The sequence below is a fragment of the Actinoplanes derwentensis genome (assembly GCF_900104725.1).
Classification (GTDB): Bacteria; Actinomycetota; Actinomycetes; order Mycobacteriales; family Micromonosporaceae; genus Actinoplanes; species Actinoplanes derwentensis.
Map to the genome: position 1 here is coordinate 2,529,878 of NZ_LT629758.1, position 14,634 is coordinate 2,544,511.

The 14,634-nt window shown below is 69.9% G+C and carries 10 protein-coding genes; 5 read left to right on the forward strand and 5 right to left on the reverse strand.

Features of this window, described 5'->3' with window-relative positions:
- Window position 1: 1 nt before the first annotated feature.
- Complete coding sequence (locus tag BLU81_RS11730) at window positions 2–1,216, reverse strand: alginate lyase family protein (RefSeq protein ID WP_092544242.1); 1,215 nt, start codon at window positions 1,214–1,216, stop codon at window positions 2–4.
- Window positions 1,217–1,382: 166 nt separating this feature from the next.
- Here BLU81_RS11730 and BLU81_RS11735 point away from each other — a divergent pair, with 166 nt between their 5' ends.
- Window positions 1,383–2,396, forward strand: coding sequence for a hydroxyacid dehydrogenase (locus BLU81_RS11735; RefSeq protein WP_197686196.1), 1,014 nt, complete (start codon window positions 1,383–1,385; stop codon window positions 2,394–2,396).
- A gap of 41 nt (window positions 2,397–2,437) precedes the next feature.
- Here BLU81_RS11735 and BLU81_RS11740 read toward each other — a convergent pair whose 3' ends face one another.
- Genes BLU81_RS11740 through BLU81_RS11750 form a run of 3 tightly spaced genes read right to left on the reverse strand, consistent with a single transcriptional unit; the run spans window position 2,438 to window position 5,582 of the window.
- Window positions 2,438–3,289: a carbohydrate ABC transporter permease gene (locus BLU81_RS11740; protein WP_092544244.1), complete on the reverse strand. Its 852-nt coding sequence runs from the start codon at window positions 3,287–3,289 to the stop codon at window positions 2,438–2,440.
- Complete coding sequence (locus tag BLU81_RS11745) at window positions 3,286–4,242, reverse strand: carbohydrate ABC transporter permease (protein WP_197686197.1); 957 nt, start codon at window positions 4,240–4,242, stop codon at window positions 3,286–3,288. The genes BLU81_RS11740 and BLU81_RS11745 overlap by 4 nt, the downstream gene beginning before the upstream one ends.
- A gap of 26 nt (window positions 4,243–4,268) precedes the next feature.
- Complete coding sequence (locus BLU81_RS11750; RefSeq protein WP_092544246.1) at window positions 4,269–5,582, reverse strand: ABC transporter substrate-binding protein; 1,314 nt, start codon at window positions 5,580–5,582, stop codon at window positions 4,269–4,271.
- A gap of 210 nt (window positions 5,583–5,792) precedes the next feature.
- On the opposite strand from BLU81_RS11750, the gene BLU81_RS11755 reads away from it, so the two are divergent.
- The 4 genes from BLU81_RS11755 to BLU81_RS11770 are packed head-to-tail and all read left to right on the forward strand — an operon-like array spanning window position 5,793 to window position 13,704.
- Entirely contained in the window at window positions 5,793–7,295 is a 1,503-nt protein-coding gene (locus BLU81_RS11755) for a glycoside hydrolase family 43 protein (protein ID WP_092544248.1), read from the forward strand.
- 18 nt (window positions 7,296–7,313) lie between these two features.
- The gene (locus tag BLU81_RS11760) at window positions 7,314–8,249 is read left to right on the forward strand and encodes a family 43 glycosylhydrolase (RefSeq protein ID WP_197686198.1); all 936 of its coding nucleotides are present in this window, start codon (window positions 7,314–7,316) and stop codon (window positions 8,247–8,249) included.
- The gene (locus BLU81_RS11765; RefSeq protein ID WP_197686199.1) at window positions 8,246–10,351 is read left to right on the forward strand and encodes a glycoside hydrolase family 36 protein; all 2,106 of its coding nucleotides are present in this window, start codon (window positions 8,246–8,248) and stop codon (window positions 10,349–10,351) included. The genes BLU81_RS11760 and BLU81_RS11765 overlap by 4 nt, the downstream gene beginning before the upstream one ends.
- Window positions 10,348–13,704, forward strand: coding sequence for a putative Ig domain-containing protein (locus BLU81_RS11770; protein WP_092544250.1), 3,357 nt, complete (start codon window positions 10,348–10,350; stop codon window positions 13,702–13,704). Before BLU81_RS11765 ends, BLU81_RS11770 begins: the two co-directional genes overlap by 4 nt.
- 97 nt (window positions 13,705–13,801) lie before the next feature.
- Here BLU81_RS11770 and BLU81_RS11775 read toward each other — a convergent pair whose 3' ends face one another.
- Window positions 13,802–14,629 carry a LacI family DNA-binding transcriptional regulator gene (locus BLU81_RS11775; protein WP_092544252.1) on the reverse strand — a complete coding sequence of 276 codons (828 nt, stop codon included), beginning with the start codon at window positions 14,627–14,629 and terminating at the stop codon, window positions 13,802–13,804.
- Window positions 14,630–14,634 lie beyond the last annotated feature (5 nt).

Genomic DNA, 14,634 nt, shown 5'->3' on the forward strand with positions numbered 1-14,634 from the left:
GTTACTTCGCGTACAACAGGGTGCCGAATCCGAGCTGGTCGAAGCCGCCGCTGTTCGGGCCGTAGTCGCCGCCGCCGCCTTCGGAACGGCCGAGTTCGGCGATGGCCTGGATGTTCGGCACGGATCGGCGCAACCGCCCGTAGTAGTGGTAGTACAGCATGTCCCACACCGGCCGGGACTGCCCGCGACTGGCGGCCGAGATGACGGTCTGGCTGGCGGTGGCGCAGTTCTGCCCGGTTCCCCAGGTGTAGGTGGTGTACGGGACGTCGTTGCCGAGGTTGTAGCGGGCGACGTACTCGGCGGCTCGCTGGAACCGGGTGCTGTCGTAGCTGTACAGGTCGTCGCCCTGGTTCCAGGCCATCTCGCAGATCGCGCCCATCTGGCCCATGCCCATCACACTGTGGCCCTGGTCGCGGCCGGACTCCTGCCACTGGGCCAGGCCCTGGCTCGCGTAGACGTACGGCACCGCGTGGGTGATCGAGCCGTTCCCGGCGCCGGTCTTGAAGTAGTTCACGGCCTGGTCGTATTTGGCGGCGTCGTCGCAGAGGATGCCGATCGCCATGATCGAGGCCATCGTGCACAGGTCCCAGTTGGCCCAGTAGTTGGTGATGCAGGCGTCGTTGTGGTTGGTCAGGAAGTCGTTGTTGACCGGGTAGAAGACCGTCAGCATCATGCGCTGGAAGCGGGCCAGGTCGAAGCCGCTGTAGCCGCGCATCAGCTCGCCCGCGTTGGCGAACTGCCAGCCGTAGATGCCGGCCGCGAGGAACCGGTCGGCGTTGCCGGTGATGGTGGTGAGCGTGGCCGACCAGGCGTTGAGGATGTCGCGGGCCCGGTCACCGTGGGCGGTGGTGCCGGCGATGCGCCAGCGCAGAGCGTTCTGGTACGCGGCGTGGATGTCGTGGTAGAGGATGCCGTAGTTCTGGCCGGTGCCGCCGCGGATGATCGTGGCCTGTGGGTTGGCGACCCAGGTCGACTGGGAGTGCGCGTTGGCGGCCAGGCGGTTCCAGCCGGACAGCCACGGGTCCTGACCGGCGGCGACACGCACCTTGGCGCGGTTGAGGTCGCCGGCGTTGTGCAGCATGCCGGGGTGGGTGAAGGTAGCGGGCGCCGCGGCGGCCGGGGGGAGCGCCGGTGCGCTGACGGCGCCGGTGAGCCCGAGGCCGGCCGCCGTCAGCAGGCCCCGGCGGCTGAGGCGGGGGTGGTGACCGTGATTCATGAGTCACTCTCCAAGTGAGAACACGGCGTAGAGAACGTTATCTACGTAACGTAGGCGTAACATCGATGTCCGTCAAGGAAACAGGCGGACAGTGCACGTTGACGGGCACGACGTCGATTTCTAGAGTAGATAACGGTTTCTGTAAGCGCTGCTGAGGTGGAGGAAAATGATCGTGGTGCAACGCCCGGTGGCACTCTTCGCGATGCGCTCCCGGCACATGACCGAGGTGTTCACACCCGACGTGCTGGAGCAGATCGGCCGGCTCACCCGGATCGACCCCGACCTGGTCGCCGAACGCTTCGACGAACCCCGGATCCGGCGGGCCCTGGCCGAGACCGAAGTGCTCATCACCGGCTGGGGCTGCCCGCCGCTGGACGCCGCCACCCTCGCCGGCGCGCCCCGGCTGCGCGCCGTCCTGCACGCCGCGGGCAGCGTCAAGGCCCACGTCACCCAGGCCTGCTGGGATCGCGGCCTGACGGTGTCCTCCGCGGCGGCCGCCAACGCGATCCCGGTCGCCGAGTACGCCCTGGCGGCCATCCTTTTCGCCGGCAAGGGTGTCTTCACCCTGCGGGAGCGTTACCGCGACGACCGGGTGTTCACCCCGGCCGCGATGGTCCCCGGCGTCGGTAACTTCGGCCAGCGGGTCGGCATCATCGGCGCGTCCCGCATCGGCCGGCGCGTGCTGGAGCTGCTGCACCCCTTCGACCTGGACGTGTACCTCGCCGATCCGTACGTGACAGCGGCCGAGGCCGCCGACCTGGGCGCCACACTGCTGCCGCTGGACGACCTGCTGCGTGACTGTGCCGTGGTCAGCGTGCACGCGCCGTCGATCCCGGAGACCCACGGCCTGCTCGACGCCCGGCGGCTGGCCCTGCTCCCGGACGGCGCGGTCCTGATCAACACGGCCCGTGGTGAGATCGTCGACACCGCCGCCCTGACCGTCGAGGTCGGCGCCGGGCGGATCAGCGCCGTCCTGGACGTCACCGATCCCGAGCCGGTGCCGTCCACCTCGCCGCTGTTCGACCTGCCGGGTGTCTTCCTCACCCCGCACGTCAGCGGTTCGCACGGCAACGAGATCCACCGGCTCGGGCAGAGCGCCCTCGACGAACTGCGCCGGTACGTGACCGGCCGTCCCCTCGCCCACCGCGTCCACGAGCACGAGCTGGCCCGCAGCGCCTGACGAGGTCCGGCCGCCGGGCAGGCGGCCGGACCTCGGGTGCCCTATTTGAGGCTGCCCAGAGTGATGCCGGAACGCCAGTAACGCTGCATGGAGAGCATCAGCGCCACCATCGGGATCAGCGAGACGAGCGCGCCGGCCTCGACCAGGCTGGTCAGGTCGAGGGAGTTCTCGACCTTGACGTTGAGCCAGGAGTAGAGCCCGAGCATCGCCGTCCACTTCTGTTCCCCGCGCAGGAACACCAGCGGGAAGTAGAAGGCGTTCCACGCGCTGATGAAACCGAGCAGGAAGATGGTGGCCGCACCGGTGCTCATCAGCCGGACACCGATCTGCAGGAAGATGCGGTATTCGCCGGCGCCGTCGATGCGGGCGGCTTCCAGCAGTTCGGGTGGGATGGCGCCTTCGGCGTAGACCTTGGCCAGGTAGACCGACAGCGGTGCGAAGAAACCGGGCAGGATCACCGCCCACGGAGTGTCGACCAGCCCGAGGTCGGAGAAGAGCAGGAACGACGGGATGGTCAGCAGGGCGCCGGGCACCAGGAACGAACCGATGATGCAGCCCATCAGGACACCCCGGCCGGGGAACTTGTACATGGCCAGGCCGTAACCACAGGCGACGCAGATGAGCGTCATGCCGACGGTGCTGGTCAGGCCGTACCAGAGGCTGTTTCCCATCCACCGCAGGAAGATCCCGTCGTGGTAGGTGAACAGCATCGTCAGGTTGTCCCACAGCCGGAAGTCGGCGAACCAGAGGCCGTTGGTGTTGTACAGGTCGTGCTGGCTCTTGGTGGCCGACACCAGCAGGAACCACATCGGCGCCAGCGAGTAGAGGGTGAACAGGGTGAGACCGGTGAGCACCAGGACCTTCGTCGTCCGGCGGCCGGCGTTCTCGATCATGTCGGTGTCCTGTTCGTGAGCTTGTAGAAGATCGCGGAGACGATGCCGACGACGACGGCCAGAATGATCGACAGGGCGGAGGCGTAGCTCAGGTCACCGACCGCGAACGCCTGGTCGTAGATCATCATGATCGGCGTGAAGTTGCGACCGACCGTCTCCGGCGTCATCGACCGGAACAACATCGGGTCACTGAAGATCTGCAAGGTGCCGATGATGGCCAGGACCGAGGTCAGGACCAGCGAGGTACGCACGAACGGCACCTTGATCGACCAGGCGATCCGCAGTGTCGAGGCACCGTCGACGCGGGCGCTGTCGAAGATCTCCCGGGGGATGTTCTGCAGGGCCCCGTAGATGACCAGGATGTTGAAGCCGATGCTGCTCCAGGCCATGATGTTGCCGATCGACACCCAGATCAGGCCGCCGCTGTAGAAGTCGGCGTCCACACCGAACAGGGCGAAGAACGGCGTCAGCGGGCCGGCCGTCGGGCTGTAGAGGTAGATCCAGATCAGGATCGCCACGATCGCCGGGACCATGTGCGGGAGCAGCAGGGCGACCCGGAAGCGGCCGGCCGCGCGCCGGCCGACCTCGTCGATCAGCAGCGCGGCGGCCAGGCTGAGGATCTGGATGACCGGGATGACGATCAGCGCGAAGAGCGTGACCCGCAGCAGGCCGCCCCAGAACGCCTCGTCACTCAGGCCGCGGCGGAAGTTGTCGAGGCCGCTGAAGGTGACGGTCTGACCGCCGAAGCCGAGCCCGGACGACTTCTTGGTGTAGAGGCTCTCGCTCAGGCCGACGATCACCGGGACGACGATGAAGAGCGCGAAGCCCAGGAAGTACGGCACGGTGAAGGACGCGCCGCGCATCGCCGTCCGGCGGCGGGCCCGGACGGACTGGTTGTCGGTAGGGGACGGTACGGCCGGCGAGCTCGCCGGCCGTACCAGAGTGGTGTTCATGGATCCGCGTCTCTCCTGTCGGCCGGTCAGCTGCTCGCGACGTTGATCCCCTTGGTCTTGAGGTCGTCGGTGGTGTAGGTCTGCATGTGGTCGAGCAGCTGCGCGAAGGTGATCTTCCTGGTCACCGCCAGGGCCCACTGGTCCTGCAGTTCCTTGAAGACGCCGGTGTAGTTGGGGCCGACGATCCACGGGTCGATACCGGCCTTGGTGGCCTTGAGGATGACCGGGACGGCCTCGGCGCGCCGGTCGCCGAAGAGGTTCTTCGGGACCACCGACTCGACCCACGGTGACGGGTCGGGGATCGCGCCGGGCCAGGCATGGGCGCCGGTCTCCGGCAGGTAGGAGGCGTCGATCGCGTCCTTGCTGCTGTTGAGCCAGACGGCGGCCTCGGTGGCGGCGGCGAGATCCTTGCAGCCCTTGGGGATCAGGGTGGCCGCGCCGTGGGCGGGGGTGACGAAGGTGGGGGCGTCCGCGTACTGCGGCAGGTCGACGGGCTGCCAGTCGCCGATGGACTTCTTGAAGTTGGTCTCGTAGTTGGCCAGCTGCCAGGTGGCGGTGGGCAGCGAGACCATCTTGCCCTGATCGAAGTAGGAGATCAGGGCGGGCCGGTCGGTGTAGGTCTGGTTGGCGACGATGCCGTTGTCGACGAGCTGCTGCACGACGGCGGCGGCCTTGCGTGACTCCGGCGAGGTGAAGCCGATCCGCCAGGCGTCGTCCTGCACCGAGTACCAGGTGCCGCCGGCCTGCTGGACCAGGTTGATCAGGGTGCTGGGGTCCTCACCGGCCAGGTTCATCACCTGGACGCCGTGCGGTTTCAGCTCGACACCGGCGGCGATGACGTCGTCCCAGGTCTTGGGGACGGCGATGCCGTACTGGTCGTAGACCGCCCGGTTGATCATCAGGAAGCTGGGCGCCGCTCCGGCGGGGACGCCGAAGTACTTACCGCCGATCGTGACGCCCTTGACCGCGGTGTCGGTGAAAACCCTCTTCTCGACGTACGGCGTGAGGTGCTCGGTGACATCGGCGAGCAGACCCTCGGCCAGCAGGGACGGCACCTCGCCGAAACTCTGCACGATGCAGGGCACGTTCTGCCCGGCGGCGACCGCGTTCCGCAGGCCGGTGGCCGTGGTCGGGTTGTCGGCCTGCTTCACAAACTTGATCTTCAGGTCGGTGTGCGTCTCGTTGAACTTCGCGACCACCGGCTCGATGTTGGGCGCCCACGCCCAGTACTCCACCTCGACCGGCCCCGACGACGCCTGTTCCGCGCCACACGCGGCGACCGGGAAGGTCATGCCCACCGTCAGCGCGGCGGCCAGCCACCGCCTGCTCCTGCCGTCCATCCGGATGCCTCCAAAAGATGTCGCGAGCTATAGAAATCGCTTTCTACGGAAAGTAGGCTTCCGGCTCAGCATCGTCAATAGCTCGTTGCCGCGAGGTTACCGGCGTAGAACGCCCCAGCTCGGAGTAACCTCGCCCGCCCCGGTACATCGACGGAACGGGCGAGGCGTAGAGACCGTTACCAGCATTCGGCGGATGAGGAGCTCTCCCGCGTGATCATCGACCCGATCCTCCCGGGCTTCCACCCCGACCCGTCCGCCATCCGCGCCGACGGTCGTTACCTGGTCGCCACCAGCACCTTCGAATGGTTCCCGGGAATCAACCTGCACGCCTCGGCGGACCTGCGCACCTGGCAGCCGATCGGCGCGGCCCTGAACCGGCCCGAGCAGCTGAACCTGCGCGGCGTGCCGGACTCGGGTGGTGTCTGGGCGCCCGCGATCAGCCACCATGACGGGCTCTACTGGCTGGTGTTCACGGTCGTACGGACCATGAGCGGCACCTACAAGGATCTCGACAACTACCTGGTCACGGCAGTGGATCCGGCCGGGCCGTGGAGTGATCCGATCCCTCTCAACGCCTCCGGGTTCGACCCGTCGCTGTTCCACGCCGCCGACGGGCGCCGCTACCTGCTCAACCTCAACTGGGATCACCGGGCCGGCCGGTTCTCGTTCGGCGGAATCCTGCTGCAGGAGTACGACCACGACCGCCGTGAACTCGTCGGCGAGCCGGAGCTGATCTTCACCAGTGACGAGCTGATGGAGGGCTCACACCTGTTCGAGCGGGACGGCTGGTTCTATCTGATGCTGGCCGAGGGCGGGACCGGCTTCCATCACGGCATCCGGCTGGCCCGCTCGCGGAACCTGCGCGGACCGTACGAGACCGACCCCCGGCCGCTGCTCACCTCGCGCGACGACCCGCGGGCCGCGATCCACAAAGCCGGTCACGGGCAGCTGATCACCACTGCGGACGGGGAACACCACATCGTTCACCTCGGCGCCCGGCCCGAGATGGGGAAGACCGGACTGCGGTCGCCACTCGGGCGTGAGACGTTCCTGCAACGGGTGGTCTGGGACGACGACGGCTGGCTGCGGCTGGCCGGAGGCGGCCACCGTCCGCACCCCGGAACGCCGGGCGTCGACACCCGGCCGCGGCCGGAACCGGCCTTCGCCGGACCGGAATGGATCAGCCTGCGCGGGCCGGTCGCGGCCGACCTGACCAGCCGTCCCGGGTGGCTGCGGCTGCGCGGCCAGGAGAGCCTGGACTCGCTGTTCCACCAGTCGCTGCTGACCCGGCGGCTGACGAGTCTGCACTGCACCGCCGCGGTGACCGTGGACGCGGACCCGCGACGGTTCACCGAGACGGCCGGCCTGGTCGTCTACTACAACACCACCGGCTACCACTACCTCGCCGTCACCCACGACGAGAGCCGGGGCCGGGTGGCCGGGCTGATCAGCAAGTCCCCCGCCGGGGTCATCGAGCACGGATGGCATCCGGTCGAGCCAGGGCCGCTGCGGCTGTCGGCCGAGGTCGACCGGCTCCGTGTGGTGTTCCGTGCCGGTGCGGACCTGCGCTGGGCGGCCGACCTCGACGCGCTGTCCGACGAGATCGGGCCGCCGCTGCGGTTCACCGGCACCACGGTCGGCGTCTGCGTACAGGACCTGGCCCGCCGCCGGTTCGAAGCGGACTTCACCGAGTTCGCCCTGACTGATAGATGACGATTTCCAGGAGGACCCGTGTCCACGCTCGCACCACCGGGGAAGATCGCCCCGGGATCGCTGTTCACCGACCAGGACGGCCGGATCGCCCAACTGCACGGCGCCGGCATCCAGCACCTCGACGGCCGCTTCTGGGCCTGGGGTGAGGACAAGTCGGCCGGCTCCACCTTCGGCGGGGTGGCCTGCTACTCCTCCCCCGACCTGGCCACCTGGACCAGCCACGGGCACGCACTCGCCCCCGACCCCGCGACACCGGACCTGGCACCCGGCCGGATCGTCGAGCGCCCCAAGGTGCTGCCCCGCGCCGACGGCACGTTCGTGATGCTGCTGCACCTCGACTCCCCCGACTACCGCGACGCCCGGGTCGGCTGGGCGATCGCCGACCGCCCCGAAGGGCCCTACCGCTACCTGCACGGCGAACGGCCACTCGGCAACGAGAGCCGCGACATCGGCGTGTTCACCGACACCGACGGCGCCTCCTACCTGCTGTCCGAGGATCGGCCGCACGGCCTGCACATCTACCGGCTCTCCCCCGACCTGCTGCACGCCGAGGCGATCGTCGCGACCACGCTGACCCCGGCCGGCACCCACGGCTACGAGTCCCCGGCCCTGGTCGAACACGACGGCCTCTACTACCTGTTCGGCTCGGACCTGACCGGCTGGTCCACCAACGACAACAAGTACGCCACCGCCACCGGCCCGGCCGGGCCCTGGAGCGACTGGGCCGACTTCGCACCGCCGGCGAGCGCCACCCACGACTCGCAGACCTCCGTCGTCGTCACCGTCCACGGCAGCCTGCGGACCAGCCACGTCTACATCGGCGACCGCTGGATCAAGGACGATCTGTTCCACTCGGCACCGGTCTGGCTGCCGCTGGACATCGGTGGCGGCAAAGCCCGGCTGCGGTACCGGGACGAGTGGACGATCGACCCGGCCACCGGAGTGATCGCGTGACCGTCACCCTGCCCGGCCTCACCGAGGCCGCCGAACAGCAACTGACCTGGGGCAACGATGTGCTCCGCCTGGTCATCGCGCACGGCCCGGGCACCGCCCCACGGCTGGTGGCCCTGTGGCACACCGGCGAACCGCGGCCCGATCCGGCCGGGTTGCGCCGGTCCGCGCTGCCGATCCTGGAGGTCGCGCTCGCCGGGGAGGGACGCTCGGGCACCTCCGGCAAACGCCACGTCGACGGCGCCGCCGCCCAGCGGATGCGCCTGGTCGACACCAGCGCGGACCGCCGGAACGGGATCAGCCGCCTGCGCCTGCACCTGACCGGCGAAGGACTGCACGCGACAGTGCACTACGAGGTCGCCGACGGCATCCCGGTGCTGCGGTCCTGGGCAGAGCTCACCGGCGACCAGCCGGTAACTGTCGAACACGTGACCACCGGTGTGGTGTCCGGCATCGGGCACGGCGCACGCTGGGAGGACGAGGTCGCGCTCTGGACCGCGGCGAACCCGTGGAGCGGCGAGTTCCGGTGGCGGCGGACCACCCTCGCCGACCGCGGACTGTACGACGTCGGCATGACCCGTTACCAGCAGGTCGGCTCCAAGAACCGGATCAGCCTCACCTCCACCGGCGCCTGGTCGACCTCGGAACACCTGGCCATGGGCATCGTCGAGGATGCCCGGTCCGGGCGGATGCTGGCCTGGCAGATCGAGTCCAACACGACGTGGCACGCCGAGCTGGGCGACCGGTACGACGACGTCTACCTGGCCGTGTTCGGGCCCACCGCGCTGGAACACCAGTGGACCGGCCGAATCGAACGAGGCGGCTCCCTGCGTACCGCCGCCGTGGATCTCGTGGTCGTGCCCGGACCAGCGCAAGCCGCGCTCGCCGCCGTGAGTGCCGCCCTGACCGCGCACCGCCGCCGGATCCGCCGGCCGCACCCGGACCACCAGGCGTTGCCGGTCGTCTACAACGACTTCCTCAACGCGCTGATGTCCGACCCGACGACCGAGAAGGAACTGCCACTGATCGAGGCGGCCGCCGACCTGGGCGTGGAGACGTTCGTGATCGACGCCGGCTGGTACGACGACGAGGGCGGCGGCTGGTGGGACTCGGTCGGCGCGTGGGAGCCGTCGATCACCCGGTTCCCGGACGGGGGCCTGGACGCGCTGATGGACCGCATCCGAGCCACCGGCATGACGCCCGGGCTGTGGCTGGAACCCGAGGTCGTCGGCGTGCGCAGCCCGATCGCGGCACATCTGCCCGCGGCGGCGTTCTTCCAGCGCGGCGGGATCCGGGTCGCCGAATGGGGCCGCTACCAGCTCGATCTGCGGCACCCGGCCGCCCGCGCCCATCTCGACACGGTGGTGGACCGGCTCGTCACCCGGTTCCGGCTCGGCTACCTGAAACTGGACTACAACGTCGACACCGGGCCCGGTACCGACGGCGGCACCGGCGAACCGGCCGGCGCGGGCCTGTTCGGGCACGGGCGGGCCCTGCTGGACTGGGTCACCGCGATCATGGACCGGCATCCCGGTCTGGTCGTGGAGGGCTGCGCCGCCGGGGGTTCGCGCACCGACCCGGCCAGTGGTGCGGTGTTCCCGATCCAGTCGCTGACCGATCAGCAGGACTTCCGGGCGATGCCGCCGATCGCCGCCGCCGCACCGCTGGCGATCACGGCGGAACAGGCCGGGATCTGGGCGTCGCTGGACGGTTCGATGAACCGGGACGAGCTGGTCTTCTCCCTGGTAAGCGCCATGCTCGGCCGGGTGCACCTGGCCGGGCGCGTCGACTCCCTGACCGCGGAGCAGCGGGCGGTCGTCCGGGACGGGCTGGCCGTGTACCGCGGCATCCGGGCCGCGGTGGCCCGGTCGGTGCCGGTCTGGCCGCTGGGGCTGCCGGGCTGGCGTGATCCGTGGATCGCCGTCGGCGCCCGCGACGGCGACGACCTGTACCTGGCCGTCTGGCGACGCGACGGCGGTGACGACGTGCCGCCCCTCGACATCGGCGACAGCGAAGTGCTGTTCCCGCCGTGGATCTCGGTGGACACCGGGATCCGGCTCGCCCCGTACTCCGCAGTACTGCTGCGTATCAAGGAGAAACCGTGATCGCCAGAGCCGTCCTCGCCCTCGCCCTCGCCCTCGCCACCGGGCTCACCGTCCTGGTCGCACCCCAGCAACCGGCCCGGGCCGCCGCCCCGGTCACCGTCACCGAGACCGTCAGCGACGCCGGGTTCGTCCACCCCGGCATCGGCCTGTCGGCCGCCGACCTGCGCAACACCCAGACTCAGGTACGCGCGGGCCGGGAACCGTGGGCGTCCTACTTCAGCGCGATGGCCGCCACCACCTTCGCGTCCGCCGGCTACCGGGCCTCCAACTCCCGGTCGGCCGCCGAACCCGACGTGCCGCTCGACCCCACCTTCACCGCGGTCGGCATCCGCAACCGGGAGACCAACGACTCGCTCGGCGCCCTCACCCAGGCCCTGATGTGGACCGTCACCGGCGACGAGGTGTACCGGCGCAACGCCGTCCAGACCCTGCGGACGTGGGCCGGCATGAACCCCGCCAGGTACGCCTACTTCGCGGACGCGCACATCCACACCGGGCATCCGCTCTACCAGTTCCTGATGGCCGCGGAGATCATCCGGGCCACCGCACCGCTGGACGACGGCACACCCGGCACCTACCACGGCTACGACGTCGTCTGGAGCGCCACCGACGACCAGCGGCTGCTGACCAACTTCGCGAACCCGGTGGTGAACACGTTCCTGTTCGCCGGCAACCGCTGGATGAACCAGCACAACTTCGGGCTGTTCGGCCGGATCGCGACGGCCATCTACGCCGACGACCAGGCCGGGTACGCCACCGGCGTCGAGTGGCTCACCGTCAACTCCGGCTATGACGGCTACGACAACGGCGCGATCGCCCCGCAGATCCCGCTGATCACCGCCGACGACCCGGCCAACCCGTACGGCTACGACTTCGTGCAGGTCCGGGAGATGGGCCGGGACCAGGCCCACGGCGAATGCAACATCGACAACTTCACCGGTCTCGCCCGCATCCTCGACGTGCAGGGCACCAGGATCGACCCGGCCGCCGGAACCGTCTCCACCGGGGCGAACGCGGTGAGCGTCTACGACTTCCTGGGCCGACGTCTGCTCGCCGGGGCGAACGCCTTCTTCGGGTACATGCTGGGCGCTGCGGTTCCCTGGGCCGACGAACGCGGCGCGGACTGGAACGGCACCGTCGCTCCCGCGTACCGGGGCCGGATCTTCAACGCGGTCGACGAGCTGTACTCGGTGTACAAGTACGAACGCGGCGTCGACGTCGAGACCGAGGCGCCGTGGGTGGCCGCGCTCTCCGCACGTCAGGACGGGCCGTACTACCACTACGGCACGACCGTGACGAACTTCTGGGCCCCCGGCGACAAGAACCCCGAATACTGGGTCGCGTTCCCGTCCGCGGTCGCCGGAAAGACGCCGACGGCCCGGCCGGCGGACACGACGCTCGGTTTCGACCGGTTCAGTGTGCAACTCGACGACCGGACCGAGATAGTCGACGGCTTCGCCCGCGCCCACGTCACCCCGCAGGGCACCACCAGCGTAGTCACCCGGGTCATGCACGACAACAACGGCGACAACGGCTTGCTGGTACGGTCCGACGGCCCCGCGACCTTGACAGTCCGCGACAAAGAGGACCCGGACCCCCGCAACCCGGACGAGTGGCCGGCCACCACCCTGGCCACCGTCGACATCCCGGACACCGGCGGGCAGTGGCGTTACGTCACCTACCCGGAGGCGGGCACCTACGCCGCCTTCTACCGTCTGACCGGCGCGGCCGGCACCACCGTCGACCTCGAGCACGTGCTGTTGCAGGCCCAGACCACGCTGACGCCACCGCGACTCGACCGGGTCGACGACGCGTACTACCTGACGTCCGGTGACGCGTCGGTGCTCGATTTCGCCGCGACCGGCACCGCCGTCCACACCGTGACCGGGCTGCCCGCGGGCGCCTCGTTCGACGCCGGAACCGGCCGGTTGACCTGGAAGCCCGGCAAGCGGGATGCCGGACGGCACCGGCTGACCATCGCCGCCGACGACGGCGAGAGCGTGACCGCCCGTACCACCGAATTGGTGGTCTCGAAGAACCGCCACCGGACCATCGACGCGGCAGTGGCCGACGGCACCGACCGTGGCGCGGTCTACACCACTGCTACCAGCGAACCGTTCCGGGCCGCGCTCCGAGCCGCCCGCCAGGACCATTCCGCCCTGCCCGCGCTGCTCACGGCCGTCCGGGCACTCCGGCTCCTCAACCCGACCCGGCCGGACGGCAGCCTGAACTACCTCGACGCGGTGGTGACGCCCCTCGGTGTCGACGCCGCCACGCTGACGAAGCTGACCGACACCGACTACGACTCCGGCACCCCGGACCTGCGTGTCGCCTCCTTCGTCCTCGACTTCGGCACCCGGTATCGCGTCACCGTCTCGTCCTTCGCACTGCAGGCCCGGTTCACCTTCGGCAACCGGCTCCAGGGCACCAACGTGTACGGCTCGAACGACGGCATCACCTGGGACCTGCTGACCGCCCACGAGACCGCCGCCGTCAACGCGTGGCAGACGATCGAGGTGGTCGCCGAACACCGGCGCGACCGGTACCGCTACCTGAAGTTCCAGGTCGACCACCCGGGCGTCCCCACCGACCCCGCCTATCCCGGCATCTGGTCGTTCAGCGGCCTCAAGATCAACGGCATGAGGTCCGAGGCCGCCGGTACGATCACCGCCGTCTCGATCACCTCACCGGCTGCCGTGGCCGGCCGGGTGACCACCGGCGACCCGGTCACCGTGGCCTTCGCCAGTCCCACCCCGATCACCGGCGTCACCGTCACGATCGGCGGCCGACCGCTCGCGGCGACCAGCGTGGACGGCCGGTCGTGGACCGCCACCGGCACACTCGGCGCCCTCACCGGCGGCACCCGCCTCGACCTGGCCATCAACCACACCACCAGCGCACGGAAGCGGGCCGCGACCATCCACGGTGCGACCGACGGCACCGCCCTCTACGGATCCGGCGACAGCGATCTGATCGACCTGCGGGCCGCCGTCGTGGACCCGGCCCAGGCAGTACACGCCGCGGCCGTGCTCGACGGGAAGGCGGCCACCTTCAGCGACATCGACAAGTCGCTGACCTGGGACTTCGGGGCGGATTCGACGTTCCGCCTCGATCGGGCCGACCTACTCGCCCGGCAGGACAACAACGGGATGATCCGGCTGCCCGGCCTGGTGTTGCAGGGCTCCAACGACCTGAGCACCTGGACCACGCTCACCGGGCCCGCGTTCAAGACCCTCGCGTGGCAGAACCTGCCGTCCCTGCACGACGGCCGATTCCGCTACCTGCGGGCCGCCAACACCACCTACATCAACATCGCGGAACTTCGGATCTTCGGCGACGTACGACATCAGTGAGTCCGGTTCTGTCATCTCGCCGACGCGTGCCCGCAGTTCCTGACCCGCGGCACCGACCCGGCCGGTGCCCGCCGCCGGTCCCGCGTGTGAAAGGGCGTCAGCGGGTGCTGTCGCGGGCGACGAACTGGGCGGCCGGCGCCTGGTAGACCGCCGGTTCGGCGCCGTCGAGGGTGTCGAGCACGGCGCGGGCCGCCAGTTCGCCGATGCGGCCGACGTCGTGGCTCATCGCGGACAGCGGCGGCACGGCCAGCTGGCACAACGCGGAGTCGTCCCAGGCCACCACCGAGATGTCCCGGGGGACGGCCACGCCCCGGTCGGCCAGTTCGGCGAGCACGGCCAGGGCCATCAGGTCGTTGTCGCACACCACCGCGGTCGGGGCGCCGCCGATCAGCTCGGCCATGGCGGTGCGACCCGACTCGTACGAATAATCGCCCTCGGCGTGCAGCAGCCGCAGCCCGCGCGCCCCGGCCTCCGCCTCGGTGCCCTCGCGCCGCAGTTGGGTGTGTGCGAACGCCATCGGGCCGCTGATGTGCCCGATCACCCGGTGCCCGCGGTCGGCGAGCAGCCGGATCGCCTCCCGGGCGAATCCGGCGTCGTCGGTCCACACCGTCGGCAGGCCGGACGCCGTCGACGGGGCGCCGAGCACCACCGCCGGCAGCTTCAGCCGGTGCACCAGGGCGACCCGGTCGTCGCCGGGCCACAGGTCGACCAGCACGACACCGTCGACCCGGCCCTGGGCGGCCCACCGCTCGTAGGTCTCACTCTCGGCGTCACGGTCGGTGACGACCTTGACCAGCACCGACACTCCGGCCGGGGTGAGCACGCGCTCCAGCCCTTCGAGGAACTCGTGATAATACGGTTCCTCGCCCAGCACCCGTGAGGCCCGCGCCAGCACGAGCCCGACCCGCCGTTGCGACCGCGCCACCGTTC

Excerpts from the sequence above, each read along its gene's own strand:
- BLU81_RS11735 (WP_197686196.1), top strand. The coding sequence starts at position 1,383 with ATGATCGTGGTGCAACGCCCGGTGGCACTCTTCGCGATGCGCTCCCGG.
- BLU81_RS11745 (WP_197686197.1), bottom strand. The coding sequence starts at position 4,242 with ATGAACACCACTCTGGTACGGCCGGCGAGCTCGCCGGCCGTACCGTCC.
- BLU81_RS11750 (WP_092544246.1), bottom strand. The coding sequence starts at position 5,582 with ATGGACGGCAGGAGCAGGCGGTGGCTGGCCGCCGCGCTGACGGTGGGC.
- BLU81_RS11730 (WP_092544242.1), bottom strand. The coding sequence starts at position 1,216 with ATGAATCACGGTCACCACCCCCGCCTCAGCCGCCGGGGCCTGCTGACG.
- BLU81_RS11740 (WP_092544244.1), bottom strand. The coding sequence starts at position 3,289 with ATGATCGAGAACGCCGGCCGCCGGACGACGAAGGTCCTGGTGCTCACC.